This window comes from Micromonospora sp. CPCC 205739, assembly GCF_036906795.1.
Lineage (GTDB): Bacteria > Actinomycetota > Actinomycetes > Mycobacteriales > Micromonosporaceae > Micromonospora.
In genome coordinates, this window is sequence record NZ_JBAKHS010000001.1 from 444,671 (window position 1) to 458,149 (window position 13,479).

General features: G+C 75.5%; 14 protein-coding genes. 3 read left to right on the forward strand and 11 right to left on the reverse strand.

Annotated elements, in window-relative coordinates; translation table 11 throughout:
• Positions 1 to 17: 17 nt before the first annotated feature.
• From tsaD to tsaB, 3 genes are read right to left on the reverse strand one after another with little or no spacing between them, the layout of a single operon-like run.
• Positions 18 to 1,064 carry a tRNA (adenosine(37)-N6)-threonylcarbamoyltransferase complex transferase subunit TsaD gene (gene tsaD, locus V6U88_RS02070; protein WP_334449361.1) on the reverse strand — a complete coding sequence of 349 codons (1,047 nt, stop codon included), beginning with the start codon at positions 1,062 to 1,064 and terminating at the stop codon, positions 18 to 20.
• Positions 1,064 to 1,540, reverse strand: coding sequence for a ribosomal protein S18-alanine N-acetyltransferase (gene rimI, locus V6U88_RS02075; RefSeq protein WP_334449363.1), 477 nt, complete (start codon positions 1,538 to 1,540; stop codon positions 1,064 to 1,066). Before rimI ends, tsaD begins: the two co-directional genes overlap by 1 nt.
• A complete protein-coding gene (gene tsaB / locus V6U88_RS02080; protein ID WP_334449365.1) occupies positions 1,537 to 2,214 on the reverse strand; it encodes a tRNA (adenosine(37)-N6)-threonylcarbamoyltransferase complex dimerization subunit type 1 TsaB in 678 nt (225 codons plus the stop codon). The genes rimI and tsaB overlap by 4 nt, the downstream gene beginning before the upstream one ends.
• Positions 2,215 to 2,491: 277 nt before the next feature.
• Between tsaB and V6U88_RS02085 the strand changes: the two genes are divergently transcribed.
• Positions 2,492 to 3,220: a helix-turn-helix domain-containing protein gene (locus V6U88_RS02085; RefSeq protein ID WP_334449367.1), complete on the forward strand. Its 729-nt coding sequence runs from the start codon at positions 2,492 to 2,494 to the stop codon at positions 3,218 to 3,220.
• Here V6U88_RS02085 and V6U88_RS02090 read toward each other — a convergent pair.
• From V6U88_RS02090 to V6U88_RS02120, 7 genes are all read right to left on the reverse strand, one after another.
• Positions 3,209 to 3,910: a uracil-DNA glycosylase gene (locus V6U88_RS02090; RefSeq protein ID WP_334449368.1), complete on the reverse strand. Its 702-nt coding sequence runs from the start codon at positions 3,908 to 3,910 to the stop codon at positions 3,209 to 3,211. The genes V6U88_RS02085 and V6U88_RS02090 overlap by 12 nt on opposite strands.
• A gap of 54 nt (positions 3,911 to 3,964) precedes the next feature.
• Entirely contained in the window at positions 3,965 to 4,432 is a 468-nt protein-coding gene (gene tsaE / locus V6U88_RS02095) for a tRNA (adenosine(37)-N6)-threonylcarbamoyltransferase complex ATPase subunit type 1 TsaE (protein WP_334449884.1), read from the reverse strand.
• Positions 4,433 to 4,443: 11 nt separating this feature from the next.
• On the reverse strand, positions 4,444 to 5,535 hold the full coding sequence (locus tag V6U88_RS02100; RefSeq protein WP_334449371.1) for an alpha/beta fold hydrolase: 1,092 nt from the start codon (positions 5,533 to 5,535) through the stop codon (positions 4,444 to 4,446).
• On the reverse strand, positions 5,532 to 6,650 hold the full coding sequence (gene alr, locus V6U88_RS02105) for an alanine racemase (RefSeq protein WP_334449373.1): 1,119 nt from the start codon (positions 6,648 to 6,650) through the stop codon (positions 5,532 to 5,534). The genes V6U88_RS02100 and alr overlap by 4 nt, the downstream gene beginning before the upstream one ends.
• Positions 6,651 to 6,695: 45 nt before the next feature.
• Positions 6,696 to 7,049, reverse strand: a complete 354-nt coding sequence (locus V6U88_RS02110; RefSeq protein ID WP_334449376.1) for a PepSY domain-containing protein — start codon at positions 7,047 to 7,049, stop codon at positions 6,696 to 6,698.
• Positions 7,050 to 7,133: 84 nt separating this feature from the next.
• A complete protein-coding gene (locus V6U88_RS02115; RefSeq protein ID WP_334449377.1) occupies positions 7,134 to 8,606 on the reverse strand; it encodes an NAD(P)H-hydrate dehydratase in 1,473 nt (490 codons plus the stop codon).
• Between the two features lie 56 nt (positions 8,607 to 8,662).
• Positions 8,663 to 9,031, reverse strand: a complete 369-nt coding sequence (locus V6U88_RS02120; protein WP_088960309.1) for a holo-ACP synthase — start codon at positions 9,029 to 9,031, stop codon at positions 8,663 to 8,665.
• Positions 9,032 to 9,203: 172 nt separating this feature from the next.
• On the opposite strand from V6U88_RS02120, the gene V6U88_RS02125 reads away from it, so the two are divergent.
• Positions 9,204 to 9,500 (forward strand): hypothetical protein, encoded by a 297-nt coding sequence (locus tag V6U88_RS02125; protein WP_334449378.1) that lies wholly within the window; start codon positions 9,204 to 9,206, stop codon positions 9,498 to 9,500.
• A complete protein-coding gene (locus tag V6U88_RS02130; RefSeq protein ID WP_334449379.1) occupies positions 9,497 to 11,209 on the forward strand; it encodes an alpha/beta hydrolase in 1,713 nt (570 codons plus the stop codon). Before V6U88_RS02125 ends, V6U88_RS02130 begins: the two co-directional genes overlap by 4 nt.
• Positions 11,210 to 11,361: 152 nt before the next feature.
• Here the strand turns inward: V6U88_RS02130 and glmS are convergent, their stop codons facing one another.
• Complete coding sequence (glmS, locus tag V6U88_RS02135) at positions 11,362 to 13,275, reverse strand: glutamine--fructose-6-phosphate transaminase (isomerizing) (RefSeq protein WP_334449380.1); 1,914 nt, start codon at positions 13,273 to 13,275, stop codon at positions 11,362 to 11,364.
• Positions 13,276 to 13,479 lie beyond the last annotated feature (204 nt).

A 13,479-nucleotide genomic window follows, 5' to 3' on the forward strand; every position in this document is an offset into this window, starting at 1 on the left:
CCCTCCCCTTCGTGCCGTCACACGCTGACCGTGGTCAGCGGCAGGGCCGAGTCCGCCGGCAGGTCGAGCCGGCTCGGCGTCACCCCCGCCGCGACCAGGTGCGAGCCGAGCGCCGCGACCATCGCGCCGTTGTCGGTGCAGAGCTTCGGCCGGGGTACGCGGACCCGGATGCCGTGCTTCGCGGCGCGGTGCTCGGCCATCGCCCGCAGCCGCGAGTTGGCGGCCACTCCCCCGCCGATCACCAGCGTGTCGATGCCGTTGGCCCGGCAGGCGTCGAGCGCCTTGGCGGTCAGCACGTCGCAGACCGCCTCCTGGAAGGAGGCCGCCACGTCGGCGACCGGCACCGACTCCCCGGCCCGCTGGCGGGCCTCCACCCAGCGGGCGACCGCGGTCTTCAGGCCGGAGAAGGAGAAGTCGTACCGGTGGGCGGCGAGATCCTTGGCCGCGGTGAGACCGCGCGGGAAGCCGATCGCCGCCGGATCGCCGGCCCGGGCCTCCCGGTCGATGTACGGGCCGCCGGGGAAGGGCAGTCCGAGCAGGCGGGCCACCTTGTCGAAGGCCTCCCCCGCGGCGTCGTCGATGGTCGCACCGAGCGGGGTGACCCCCCGGGCGAGGTCGTCGACGAGCAGCAGCGAGGAGTGCCCGCCGGAGACCAGCATGGCGACCGCCGGCTCGGGCAGCGGGCCGTGTTCCAGGGTGTCCACGGCGACGTGCGCGGCGAGGTGGTTCACCCCGTACACCGGCTTCTCGGCGGCCAGCGCGTAGCCCTTGGCGGCGGCCACGCCGACCAGCAACGCGCCGGCCAGGCCCGGACCGGAGGTGACCGCGATCGCGTCGATGTCGGCGAGCGTCACGCCCGCCTCCTTCAGGGCCCGGTCCATGGTGGGCACGATCGCCTCCAGGTGGGCGCGGCTGGCCACCTCGGGCACCACGCCGCCGAACCGGGCGTGCTGCTCGACGCTGGAGGCGAGCGCGTCGGCGAGCAGGGTGTGCCCGCGCACGATGCCGACGCCGGTCTCGTCGCAGGAGGTCTCGATTCCCAGCACCAGGGGCTCGTCAGCCATCAGTCGTCCGTCCCGTCCTCGGTCGGGGCCGCGACGCGCCGCATGACCAGCGCATCGGTGTTGCTCGGTTGGTAGTAGCCACGGCGGACGCCGATCGGCTCGAAGCCGTACGTGGCGTAGAGCTTCTGGGCGGGGGCGTTGTCCGCCGCGACCTCCAGCAGGACGGTGCGGGCGCCCCACCGGGCCGCCTCGGCGAGCAGATCCTCCAGCAGCATCCGGCCGACGCCGCGCCGCTGGGCGTCCCGCCGGACGGCGATGTTCTGCACCCAGGCCTCGTCCGGCTGGACGGTCAGCCCCGCGTAGCCGAGCACCGCGCCGTCGGGTTCGGTGGCGACCCGGTACCAGTGTCCGTTGGCCAGTTCGTTCCAGAACATCGCCGGCGACCACTGCTCGGCGCCGAAGAGATCCGCCTCGATCGGCAGCACCTCGTCGATGTGCCACCAGCGGAACCGGCTGAGCTGTACGAGGTGGCTCACGGCAGGACCGACTTGCGGGCGGTCGCCGCCACGGCGTCCGGCCGGCGCAGGTAGAGCGGGGTGAGCGCCTCCGTCGGCGCACCGGCCCGGATCCGCTCGGCGGCCAGGGTGGCCAGCGCGGTGGCGTCCGGGTAGCGCGGCTCGACCCGCAGCGGCAGGCCGAGCACGTCGGCGTACCGGTGGGCGCCGTCGCCCACGGCGGCGGTGACGGCCAGGTCGCGGGCCCGCTGGGCGGCGACCGCGGGCGCGTCGACGTTCGGCCCGGCGATCCGCTGGCCGGCGCCGTCGTAGACGGCCCAGTAGACCTCCCGGCGGCGGGCGTCGCTGGCCGCCAGGACCGGTTCACCGAGCGCCGCCGGGTACCCGATGGCGTCCAGCGAGCAGACGCCGTACGTGGGGACGCCGAGCACCTGGCCCATGGTGGCGGCGGTGACCAAACCGACGCGTAGCCCGGTGAACGGGCCGGGCCCGAGACCGGCGACGATCGCCGCCAGGTCGCGCGGCCGGGCGCCGGCGTCGGCGAGCACCGCGTCGACCTGCGGAGCGAGCAGTTCGCCGTGGGCCCTGGCGTCGACCGTGCACCGGTGCGCGCGCGGCACGACCCCGTCCGCCGAGACCTCCACCAGCGCCGCGGTCACCGCGGGGGTCGAGGAGTCCACCACCAGTACGAGCACGGTATGCCAGCCTAGTCGCCTCCCCGGTCACCCCCGGTCACACCCCGTCGGCACGTGCGGCGCGGGGCGGTGCGGGCGGGCCGGGCCGGGCGCGACCGGCAGCCGCCCCGGTGGCACCCACTGGGGCCCGGTTGGGTCAACCGGACGAGCCGCGAAGCTGGCTGCGGTTACCGACCGTAACGCCGGACCTCCCCACACCCCGATGAGCGACATGTCTGTGAGGCATAAATATGACTGACAGGCATGTCGCTCACTCCCGTTAGGCCATCATCCGGGGATGCCTGAGAGTAGTCGCCTCGCCACCCAGATCGCCGCCATCCTGCGTCGGGAGCGGGGAGCACGGTCGCTGACGCAGCAGGAACTGGCCGACCTGGCCGGGGTGAGCCAGGGCGCGGTGGCGCGCGTCGAACGCGGCGACCGGGTGCCCACCATCGCGCTGATCGAGCGACTCCTCGCCGCGCTGGACCTCCAACTCGCCGTCGCCGTGGAGCCACTGGACTGCCACCTCGACGCCCGGATGGACGCCCTGGCCGCGCGGTCACTGGCCGAGCGAGTCGACGATCTGGGTCTGGACCGGGTCCTGGACCGGCTCGGCGACCTGCCCCACCTGCTGACCGGCAGTACCGCCGCGCTGCTGCAAGGTGCCCCGGTGCCCACCGACGCGGTGGAAATCGCCGTTCGCTGGCGCGACTCGGCCCGCTTCACCGCCTGGCTGGACGCGGCCTACGGACAACGGTGGAACGCCCGGTGGAGCGAGTTCGGCGGGCTCCGCCTGGAACCCGAGGAGCCCGGCGAGCACCGCTGGCAGACCCGGTACGGCCAGCTCCGCGCGCAGATGTGCGACGAGTTGCCGGAGGCGATCGAGGTGCGGCACGGGGACCGGAGCTACCAGGTGGTACCGCTGGTCGCGGTGGAACTCACCGACCCCCGCGCCGCCGAACTGCTGCGCCGCCACCGCCGACGGCACGCCGCCGACGGGCCGGCCAGCGCGGGGTCAGCCCGCTGAGCGCTCCCAGTCGACGGTGGGCAGGCCGGCGTCGGCGAGCGCCTTGTTGGCGGCACTGAACGGGCGGCTGCCGAGGAAGCCGCGCGGGTTCATCGGGCTGGGGTGGCCGGCCTCCAGCACCACGTGCTGCGGGTTGGTCACCAGGGCCGCCTTCTTGCGGGCGTAGCCGCCCCAGAGCAGGAAGACCACCCGCTGCTCCATCGCGTCGAGCGCCCGAATGGTGGCGTCGGTGAACTCCTCCCAGCCCTTGTTGCCGTGCGAGCCGGGGGTGGCCTGGCGGACGGTCAGCACCGCGTTGAGCAGCAGCACGCCCTGCGCCGCCCAGCCGTCGAGATTGCCGCTGCGCGGCTTCGGCACGCCCAGGTCCTCGCCCAGCTCCTTGAAGACGTTGCGCAGCGAGGGCGGCACCGCCACCCCGTCGCGCACGCTGAAGCTGAGCCCGTGCGCCTGCCCGGCCCGGTGGTACGGGTCCTGCCCGAGGATCAGCACCCGCGTCCGGTCCGGCGCGCACAGCCGGTACGCCGAGAAAAGGTCCTCCACCGGCGGGAAGACGGTCTGGGTGGCGTACTCCCGGGCGACGAACTCGGCCAGCGCCGCGGTGCGGGCCGGGTCGAGGTGCGGGGTGAGCACGGCACGCCACTCCTCGGGCAGCAGCGCCAGCAGGTCGAGGGTGGGGGTCTCGTCGGGCATCGGCAACCTTTCGCAGTCGGTCCCGGGCACTCTAGGCAGCTGGTACGACAGCGCTCAGCGCAGGCCGTCCAGGCGCCGCGCCCAGTCGCCCCCGACCGGCTCCAGCTCGACCAGCCGGGTGTCGTCCTCCCGGCGGTCCAGGCGTACCCGCAGGTGGGCGTCGACCAGCTGCTCGACCAGCCCCTCGCCCCACTCGACCACGGTCACCGAGTCGTCCACCGAGGCGTCCAGGTCCAGGTCGTCGATCTCGGCCCGGGGGTCGCCCGCGTCTCCCAGCCGGTACGCGTCGGCGTGCACCAGCGCCACCGTGCCGCCCCGGGCCGGGTCCGGCCGGTGCACCCGGGCAATCACGAAGGTCGGCGAGGTGATGTCGCCGAGCACCCCGAGCCCGGCACCGATGCCCTGGGTCAGCGCGGTCTTGCCGGCGCCCAGCGGCCCGGTGAGCAGCAGCAGGTCGCCGGCGCGCAGCACCCCGGCCAGCCGGCGGCCGAACGCGTGGGTGTCCTCGACCGTCGGCAGCATGACGGTCAGCGTCACAGCCCCTCCAGGAAGTCCCAGAGCGCCTTGTTGACCTCGTCGGCGTGTTCCAGCATCACCACGTGCCCGCTGTCGTTGATCTTCATGTACTCGGCGTGCGGCAGCCGGCGCACGATCTCCTCCGAGTGGGTCACCGGCGTGATCATGTCCTTGTCCCCGACCACGACCAGCACGGGCGTGCCGCTGAGCGCGGCCAGCGCCGGGAAGCGCGAGTGCGTGGCGAGGGTCCGCAGGTAGCGGGTGACCGTGTCGGCGGAGGTCCGGGAGTTCATCTCCTCCACGTACGAGACCAGGGCCGGGCTGGGCTTGCGGGTGCCGAAGCCGTACTTGCGGGTCAGCAGCCAGGCGACGTTGGAGGTGGACTTCCGGGCCCGGTCGATCACCGTGCCGCCGTACCGGGCGGCGTTGCTCATCATGTAGAGCACCGGCGCGCCGACCCGGCCGATCAGCGCCGGGGCGACCAGCTTGGTCTCCGCGAGCAGGCCGCCCGAGGTGGCCATCAGCACGGTGCCGACCACCCGGTCGCCGAACAGCTCCGGATACAGCTCGGCGAAGGCCATGATGGTCATCCCGCCCATCGAGTGGCCGACCAGCACCAGCGGCCCCTCCGGGGTGGTCCGGTCGATCACCCGGCGCAGGGTGCGGCCCAGCGCGGCCAGGTCGTACTCGCCGCTCTCCAGCCGCCCGGAGCGGCCGTGGCCGGGCTGGTCGTACGCGACGATCCGGTGCTCACCCCGCTCGGCGAGCATCTTGCGCTGGAAGTGGAACGTCCCCATGTCCAGGCAGAAGCCGTGCACCAGCACCACGGTCGGCCGGCCCGGCGCCGGGCGGGTCGGCTCCACCACCTCGACGTGGATGTCGGTGCCGTCCGGCAGTTCCAGCCGGAACGCGTCGTCGTACCGCTGCTCGCCGAAGACCTCGTCCGCGTACCGGTCGGTGGGGTCGGCCTTGAGGCGGCGGACCAGGGCCCGCTCGCTCACCACGCCCGCGGCGAGCCCCGCGGCGGCGACACCGACCGCGGCCCCGACCACGCCGGCGACCTTGCCGGCGGCGGTCCGCGGCCGGGGGATGCGGAAGCGCTGACTCACGGCCGCTCGCCGTCGTAGACCCGGGGCACCCGGCTGCTGCCGAACCGGGTGACGATCTCGTAGTTGATGGTGCCGACCGCCTCGGCCCAGTCGTCGGCGGTGGGCTCGCCGTCCGCGCCGCTGCCGAAGAGGGTGGCCACGTCCCCGGCGGTCACCGTGTCCTCGCCGCAGTCGAGCACGAACTGGTCCATGCAGACCCGGCCGGAGATGGTGCGTCGCTTCCCGCCGAGCTGCACCGGCCCGACGCTGGAAGCGTGCCGGGGCACCCCGTCGGCGTAGCCGAGCGGCACCACGGCCAGGTTCGCCTCCCGCTCGGTGGTGTAGGTGTGGCCGTACGAGACGCCGGTGCCCTCGGGCACCCGCTTGGTCAACATCACCCGGGCCCGGCCGGTCATCGCCGGACGCAGCCCGAAGCGCTCCCCCGCCACCGGCGACAGCCCGTAAACGGCGATCCCGGGGCGGACCAGGTCGAAGTGGGTGTCCGGACGGGTCAGCGTGGCGGCGGAGTTGGCCAGGTGCCGGTAGCGCGGGCGCAGCCCGGCACGCTCGACCATGGCCAGCCCCTCGTGGAAGACCGCGAGCTGGCGGTCCGTGGTGGGGTGGCCGGGCAGGTCCGCGTACACGAAGTGGCTCCACACGCCGACCACCTCGACCAGGCCGTCGGCCTGGGCCTTCGCGGCGGCCTCCAGCAGGGTCGGCCAGTCGGCGACGGTCGCCCCGCCCCGGGACAACCCGGTGTCGATCTTGAGGTGCAGGCGGGCCGGGCGGTCCGCCCGGCGGCTCGCCTCGATCATCTCGTCCAGCTGCGGCAGGCTGGCGGCGCCCAGGTCGACCCCGGCCGCGACCCCCTCGTGCAGCGGCAGCCCGGGGGCGAGCAGCCAGGCCAGCACCGGCGCGGTGATCCCGGCCCGGCGCAGGGTCAGCGCCTCGTCGAGCGTGCAGACCCCGAGCCAGTCCGCCCCGGCGTCGAGCGCGGCCCGGGCGGACGGGACCATGCCGTGGCCGTACCCGTCGCCCTTCACCACCGCCATCAGCTCGGCGCTCGTGCCCGACCGGAGCCGGGCCACGTTGTCACGGATCGCATCGAGATCGACGCGCACCTCGGCCTGCCACATACGCCCAGCCTACTTGCGCCGGTGATCTCCGGCGGCGCGCCGGTCTCAGTCGTCGCCCGCCTCACCACCGAGCACCGTGCCGTCGATCGCGTCGACGTCGACCTCACCGACCCGCGCCCCGCTCAGGTCGATCTCCCAGATCGGGCGGCCGTTCGCCTCGTCCAGCTCGGCCCGGGTCACCTGCCCGCCGAACCGGGCGGTGACGATCTCCGCCGCCTGCACCGCGTTCACCGGCCGGGGCCCGAACCGGGCGTCCAGCTCCGGGTCGATCCGCAGCTCGAAGGCGGGCCCGCCGGGCGGGGTGGCCACCCGGTCCCGGCCGTCCTTGGCCGCGGCGACGGCGGTGCCGGCCAGCAGCATGCCGCCGGCGGCGACGGTCAGCAGCAGCGCTCTGCGCATGGTTCCTCCTCGAAGACGCGTGCGGCCGGCAGCGTCGGCGACGCCCCACACGCCCGGAGGCACGGCCGGAGACCCGGTCCCGGTTCAACCCAGCAGCGGGGCCAGCACCGGGCGCAGGGCGGCCGCCACGTCGGACGCGGTCACCGGCCCGCCCCGGGCCGCCTCCCGTCCGGCCAGCCCGTGCAGGTACGCGGCCGTCGCCGCCGCCCGCTCCGGGGCCAGGCCGGCGGCGAGCAGCGAGCCCAGCAGCCCGGCCAGCACGTCCCCGGTGCCTCCGGTGGCCAGCGCGGAGGTGCCGGTCGGGTTGACGTACGCCCGGCCGTCCGGCGTGCCGATGATCGTGCGGTCCCCCTTGAGCAGGACCGTCGCGTTCATCCAGGCGGCCAGCCGCAGGGCGGCGGAGACCCGGTCCGCGCCGGGCTCCTCCCCGCAGAGCCGGGTGAACTCGCGGTCGTGCGGGGTGACCACGATCGGCGCGTCCCGGTGGCGCAGCCGATCGGCGAGCGAGCCGTCCACCAGCAGGGTGAGCGCGTCGGCGTCGAGCACCGCCGGCACCGGCGCGGAGAGCACCGCGCGCAGCTCGGCGGCGGCGTCCTCGCCGGTGCCCAGCCCGGAACCGCAGACCCAGGCCTGCACCCGGCCGGCGTCGGCGACCCGTCCGGTGGCGATCACCGACGGGTGCTGGTGCAGCACCTCCGCGCGGGCCCCGCCGGCGTACCGGACCATGCCGGTCGGGCCGGCCAGGGCGCCGCCCACCGAGAGCACCGCCGCCCCCGGGTACGTCGCCGACCCGGTCGCCACCCCGACCACGCCCCGGGCGTACTTCTCCGACGCCGGGCCGAGCCGCGGCCACCAGTCGACGACGTCCGACCACTCGGTCATCCGCAGTGCCGGTGACCCGCGCAGCCACGGTTCCAGCCCGATGTCGACCAGCTCCACCTGCCCGGCGAGGGCGGCGGCCGGCCCGACCACCAGGGCCGGCTTGAGCGCCCCGAAGGCGACCGTCACGTCGGCGCGCACCGCGCTGTGCCGGCCGGAGGCGGTCAGCGGCACGTGCCCGGTGTCCACCGCCACCCCGCTCGGCACGTCCACCGCCACCACGGTGGCCCGCGTGCCGTCCCGCCCGCAGTACTGGACCAGGCTGGCCGCAAGCTGCTCGGCGGTCTCCCGCAGCCCGCCGGTGCCGCCGATCCCGACGATCCCGTCGAGCACCAGGTCGACCATGGCCGGGGGCCGGTCGACCAGCCGGCCGCCCGCGGCACGCAGTGCCGCCAGCCCCTCGGCGTGCGCCCGGCCGGGGGTCACCAGCAGCGCCGACACGGCGGCGCCGCGCCGGGCCAGCAGCGCCCCGGCGTAGAGCGCGTCGCCGCCGTTGTCACCGGTGCCGACCAGCAGCAGGACCCGCCCGCCGTACACCCCGCCCCGGTCGGCGAGGAGCAGCGCGCAGCGGCGGGCCAGGCCGGCCGCGGCCCGCTTCATCAGCGTCCCGGGCGGGAGGGTGGCCATCAGGCCGCCCTCCGCCGCGCGTACGTCCGCCACCCGCCACACCGGTCTCATGCCACCTGAGTCCCATCCGTCAGCCGCGGGCGGGCCCGGACGGCCCGCCCGGTCGATCAGCGTTCCGCGACCACCATGGCCGAGGCGATCCCGCCGTCGTGGGACAGCGACAGATGCCAGCGGTTGATCCCGCGCTCGACGGCGGCGGCGGCCACCGTGCCGGAGACGGTCAGCCACGGCCGGCCGTCCGGATCTGGCACGATCTCGCAGTCGTGCCAGCTCAGACCGGCCGGAGCGCCCAGCGCCTTGGCGACCGCCTCCTTGGCGGCGAACCGGGCGGCCATCGACTCCGGGGAGCGCGGATTCCCGGAGCGGGTGTACCGCTCCGCCTCGGTGAAGAGCCGGTCGGCGAGCAGCGGCGTACGGGCCAGCGCCCGGGCGAACCGGTCCACCAGCACGACGTCGATGCCGACCGCGACGATCACGACGCTCACCCTACCGGCGGCGGGGGCGGCAGATTAGCTGCCTGCCGCGCTGTGGGCAACGCCTGTGGAAAACCCTCCGGTACGACCACCGCCCGCCGTCCACAGGCCCTCCCGGCGACCCGTGGCGCTGCCTAGCGTCGACCGGGTTCGGCGGTTGCGGAGGGGGCGTGCGGTGGACGGGGAGCCGGTGGAGGTGCGGGCCGGGGTGCTGCGCGAGGTGGCGGGCGGGCTCGCCGACGAGGCGTACGCGCTGGCGCAGGGGCTGGTCGGCGTGCCGGGGCTGGTGGTGGCGGCGGCCGAGTGGCGGGCGGCGGCGGCGCTTGCGCGGCTGGAGTCGGCGGTGCACGACTGGCACGGCGCGCTCGGTGCCCGGGTGGCGGAGGCCGGCTCGGCGCTGCGCGCGGCGGCGGACGGGTACGACGCGGCCGACGAACGGGCGGTCGGCCGGCTGACCGGGCTGCCCCGGTGACCGGGTACGCGCAGCTCTGGCGGGCCGCCCCGGGCCGGTGGGGCGAGGCCGGGGCGGCCTGGCGCGGGCTGGCCGACCCGGTCCGGCGCCGCCGCGCGGCGCTGGCCGAACGGGCGGCGGCCCTGCGCGCCGGCTGGTCGGGTGGGGCCGCCGGCGCGGCCGACGGGCGGCTCCATGCGCTCCGGGGCGAGCTGGCCGGGCTGCTGCCCGCCCTGATCGAGGCGGACCAGGTGCTCGCCGAGTTCGCCGGCCGGCTCCGGGCGGCGAAGGCCCGGCTGGCGGAGGCGGTGGCGCTGGCCGAGCGCAGCGGTGTGCTCGTCGACCGCCACGGCGGGGTAAGCGCGGCTCCGCCCAGCGCGCCGACCTGGGTCGGCCCCGAGGCCGGGGTCCTGCCCGGCGCCGGGCTCCGCTCCGGCCCACCGTCGGCCGGTCGGTCCCTGCCCGGCCGGCGGACCGGTTCGGGCCCGGCGGCGACGCCGGGCGCGGACGTCGGCGCGGCAGGCGGGCAGGCCGGGCCGCTGGCGCTCGACCAGGTGGCCGCCGCGTTGCGGGACGCGCTGGCGCTGGCCGACGCGGCGGACCGGCAGGCCGCCACCCGACTGGACGAGCTGAGCGCGGCGGCCCGCGCCGGCTGGGCCGAGCCGCCGCCACCGGGCCGTCCACCGGCCGACGCCGACCCGGCGACCGTCCGGGCCTGGTGGGCGGCGCTCAGCCCGGCCCAGCGGCGCTGGCTGGTGCTGCACGAGCCGGGCCGGGTCGGGCGGCTCGACGGGGTGCCGGCCGCCGTCCGGGACCAGGCCAACCGGTTGCTGCTCGCCGACCGGCGGGAGGCGCTGCTCGCCGCGCGGCGGGAGCTGGTCGGCCGGTCGACCGCGCGGGCCGGGCTGCGCCGCGTCGAGGCGGAGCTGGCCGGGCTCGACGGGCTCGCCGCGCGGCTGGCGTCGGGGGAGCCGCCCCGGGCGTACCTGCTGGGGCTGGACCCGGCCGGTGACGGGCGGGCGATCGTGGCGCTGGGCAACCCTGACCGCGCCGAGCAGGTGCTGACCTACGTGCCGGGGATGACCGCCGACCTCGCCGACGCCCCGGGGGAGCTGGGCCGGGCCGGGCGGGTGCTGTCCCGGTGCGCCGGCCTGGCGCCCGGACGGGAGACGGCGGTGGTGCTCTGGCTGGACTACGACGCGCCGGACTTCCTGCCCGAGGCGGCCCGGTCCGACCAGGCCCGGGACGCCGGGCCGGCGCTGCACCGCTTCCAGGAGGGGTTGCGCGAGACCCACGAGGGCCCGCCGGCCCGGCAGACGGTGCTCGGGCACAGCTACGGGTCGGTGGTGGTGGGCACCGCCGCCCGGGACCACGGTCTCGACGCGGACGCCCTGGTCTTCGTCGGCTCGCCCGGGGTCGGCGTGGACCGGGCCGAGGTGCTGCGCCTGCCGCCGGAGCGGGTCTGGGCGAGCACCGCGCCCGACGACGTGATCCGGCTGGTCGAGCCGCCCGGGCAGCTGACCGGCCGGGCGGTGCTGGCCGGGTCGCCGCTGGCCACGGCGGTCTCGCTGCTCCGCCCCGACGACCACGAGCTGTGGTTCGGCCACGATCCCACCGACCCGGGCTTCGGCGGGCGCACCTTCCCCAGCGGCCGGTACGGCCACACCGGTTACTGGGAGGCCGGCAACCCGGCGCTGGACGGGATGGCCCGGATCGTGCTCGGCCGGTGACCGCCGCCAGCCGTGCCGTCGGCCGATCCGCCGGGCTCAGGCGGGTAGTGCCGGTCGTTCGTGCCGTCCGGGCAACGGCCGGGCGAGCGGAACGAGCGGACCCCGCCGGCCGTGGTGACGGCGGGCGGGGTCCGGTGAACGGTTCGGTCAGGTCACTCCACGGTGACCGACTTGGCCAGGTTGCGCGGCTGGTCCACGTCGTGGCCCCGGGCCGCGGCGATCTCGGCGGCGAGCACCTGGAGCGGCACGGTGGTCACCAGCGGGGCCAGCAGGGTCGGCGTCCGCGGCACGTAGATCAGGTGGTCGGCGTAGCGGACGACCGCCTGGTCGCCCTCCTCGGCGATCACGATGGTCCGGGCGCCCCGGGCGCGGACCTCCTGGATGTTGGAGACGACCTTGTCGTGCAGCATGCCCCGGCCGACCGGCGAGGGCACCACGCAGATCACCGGGGTGCCCTTGTCGATCAGCGAGATCGGGCCGTGCTTCAGCTCGCCGGCGGCGAAGCCCTCGGCGTGCATGTACGCCAACTCCTTGAGCTTGAGGGCGCCCTCCAGGGCCACCGGGTAGCCGACGTGCCGGCCGATGAAGAGCACGGTCGGCTCGGACTTCAGCTCGCGGGCCAGCTCGCGGACCGGCTCGATCCGGTCGAGCAGCTCGCGCAGCTTGCCCGGCATCTCCTGGAGCTGCGCGACCACCGCGCCGACCTCGTCGGCGAACTTGATCCCGCGCACCTGGGCCAGGTGCAGGCCGATCAGGTAGCAGGCGACCACCTGGGTGAGGAACGCCTTGGTGGAGGCGACCGCGATCTCCGGCCCGCCGTGGGTGTAGAGCACCGCGTCGGACTCGCGCGGGATGGTCGAGCCGTTGGTGTTGCAGATGGCCAGCACGCGGGCCTTCTGCTCCTTGGCGTGCCGCAGCGCCATCAGGGTGTCCATGGTCTCGCCGGACTGCGAGATCACCACGATCAGCGTGGACCGGTCGAGGACCGGGTCGCGGTAGCGGAACTCGCTGGCCAGCTCCACCTCGCAGGGGATCCGGGTCCAGTGCTCGATGGCGTACTTGGCGACCAGGCCGGCGTGGTAGGAGGTGCCGCAGGCCACGATGAAGATCTTGTCGACGTCGCGCAGGTCCTGGTCGCTGAGGCGGACCTCGTCGAGGGCGATCTCGCCGGTCTCGGTGAGCCGGCCGAGCAGCGTGTCGGCGATCGCCTGCGGCTGCTCCTCGATCTCCTTGAGCATGAACCAGTCGTAGCCACCCTTCTCGGCGGCCGAGGAGTCCCAGTCGATGTGGAAGTCCTTGCCGGCGGCGGGCTGGCCGGCGAAGTCGGTGATCTCGATGCTGTCGCCGGTGATCAGGACGATCTGGTCCTGGCCCAGCTCGACCGCCTCGCGGGTGTGCTCGATGAACGCGGCCACGTCGCTGGCCAGGTAGTTCTCCCCCTCACCGCGGCCCACCACCAGCGGCGAGTTGCGCCGGGCGCCCACCACCGCGCCGGGGATGCCGGCGTCGACGGCCAGCAGGGTGAAGGCGCCCTCCAGCCGCTGGCAGACGACCCGCATGGCCGAGGCCAGCAACTGCGGGCTGTCGGCCTCGCCGGCCGCGCGCAGGTCGGCCAGGGCGGCCGCCAGCAGGTGGGCGGCGCACTCGGTGTCGGTGTCGCTGGTGAACTGGACGCCGTCGGCCTCCAGCTCGGCCCGGAGCTTCGCGAAGTTCTCGATGATGCCGTTGTGGATCACGGCGACCCGGCCGTCGGGGGCCAGGTGCGGGTGGGCGTTGCGGTCGGTGGGGCCGCCGTGGGTGGCCCAGCGGGTGTGCCCGATGCCGGTGGTGCCGTCCCCGATGCCGATCGGGCTGGCCGCGCAGTCGTCGGGGTTGTTGGCGGCGCGCTCGGAGAGGACCTTCTCCAGGTTGGCCAGCTTGCCGGCCTTCTTCTCGGTCAGCAGTTCGTCGTCGCAAACGATCGCCACGCCGGCAGAGTCGTAGCCGCGGTACTCCAGCCGCCGCAGTCCGTCGAGCACGATGCCGAGCGCCGGGCGCGAGCCGGCGTAACCCACGATTCCACACATGGTCCGCAGCCTAACCCAGTTTCGCTCACCGCGCGTGCGCGGAAGTCGGGTAAACAATCACTGAATTTGAGCGATCGGCCAGCAACGGGCGTCACCTGGACATCAGGGCACGCCGTCCACCGGCGCCGCACGACCCGACGGGGTTGCGGCCCCGCCCCCGGTACGACAGTCTCTCGGCGGATCCGGCGCGTCCCTGGGACGGCC

What these genes read in the sequence shown, in the direction of transcription:
- glmS (WP_334449380.1), bottom strand. Translation starts at nt 13,275, where the DNA reads ATGTGTGGAATCGTGGGTTACGCCGGCTCGCGCCCGGCGCTCGGCATC.
- alr (WP_334449373.1), bottom strand. Translation starts at nt 6,650, where the DNA reads ATGTGGCAGGCCGAGGTGCGCGTCGATCTCGATGCGATCCGTGACAAC.
- V6U88_RS02085 (WP_334449367.1), top strand. Translation starts at nt 2,492, where the DNA reads ATGCCTGAGAGTAGTCGCCTCGCCACCCAGATCGCCGCCATCCTGCGT.
- tsaE (WP_334449884.1), bottom strand. Translation starts at nt 4,432, where the DNA reads ATGCTGCCGACGGTCGAGGACACCCACGCGTTCGGCCGCCGGCTGGCC.
- V6U88_RS02115 (WP_334449377.1), bottom strand. Translation starts at nt 8,606, where the DNA reads ATGAGACCGGTGTGGCGGGTGGCGGACGTACGCGCGGCGGAGGGCGGC.
- tsaD (WP_334449361.1), bottom strand. Translation starts at nt 1,064, where the DNA reads ATGGCTGACGAGCCCCTGGTGCTGGGAATCGAGACCTCCTGCGACGAG.
- V6U88_RS02090 (WP_334449368.1), bottom strand. Translation starts at nt 3,910, where the DNA reads ATGCCCGACGAGACCCCCACCCTCGACCTGCTGGCGCTGCTGCCCGAG.
- V6U88_RS02110 (WP_334449376.1), bottom strand. Translation starts at nt 7,049, where the DNA reads ATGCGCAGAGCGCTGCTGCTGACCGTCGCCGCCGGCGGCATGCTGCTG.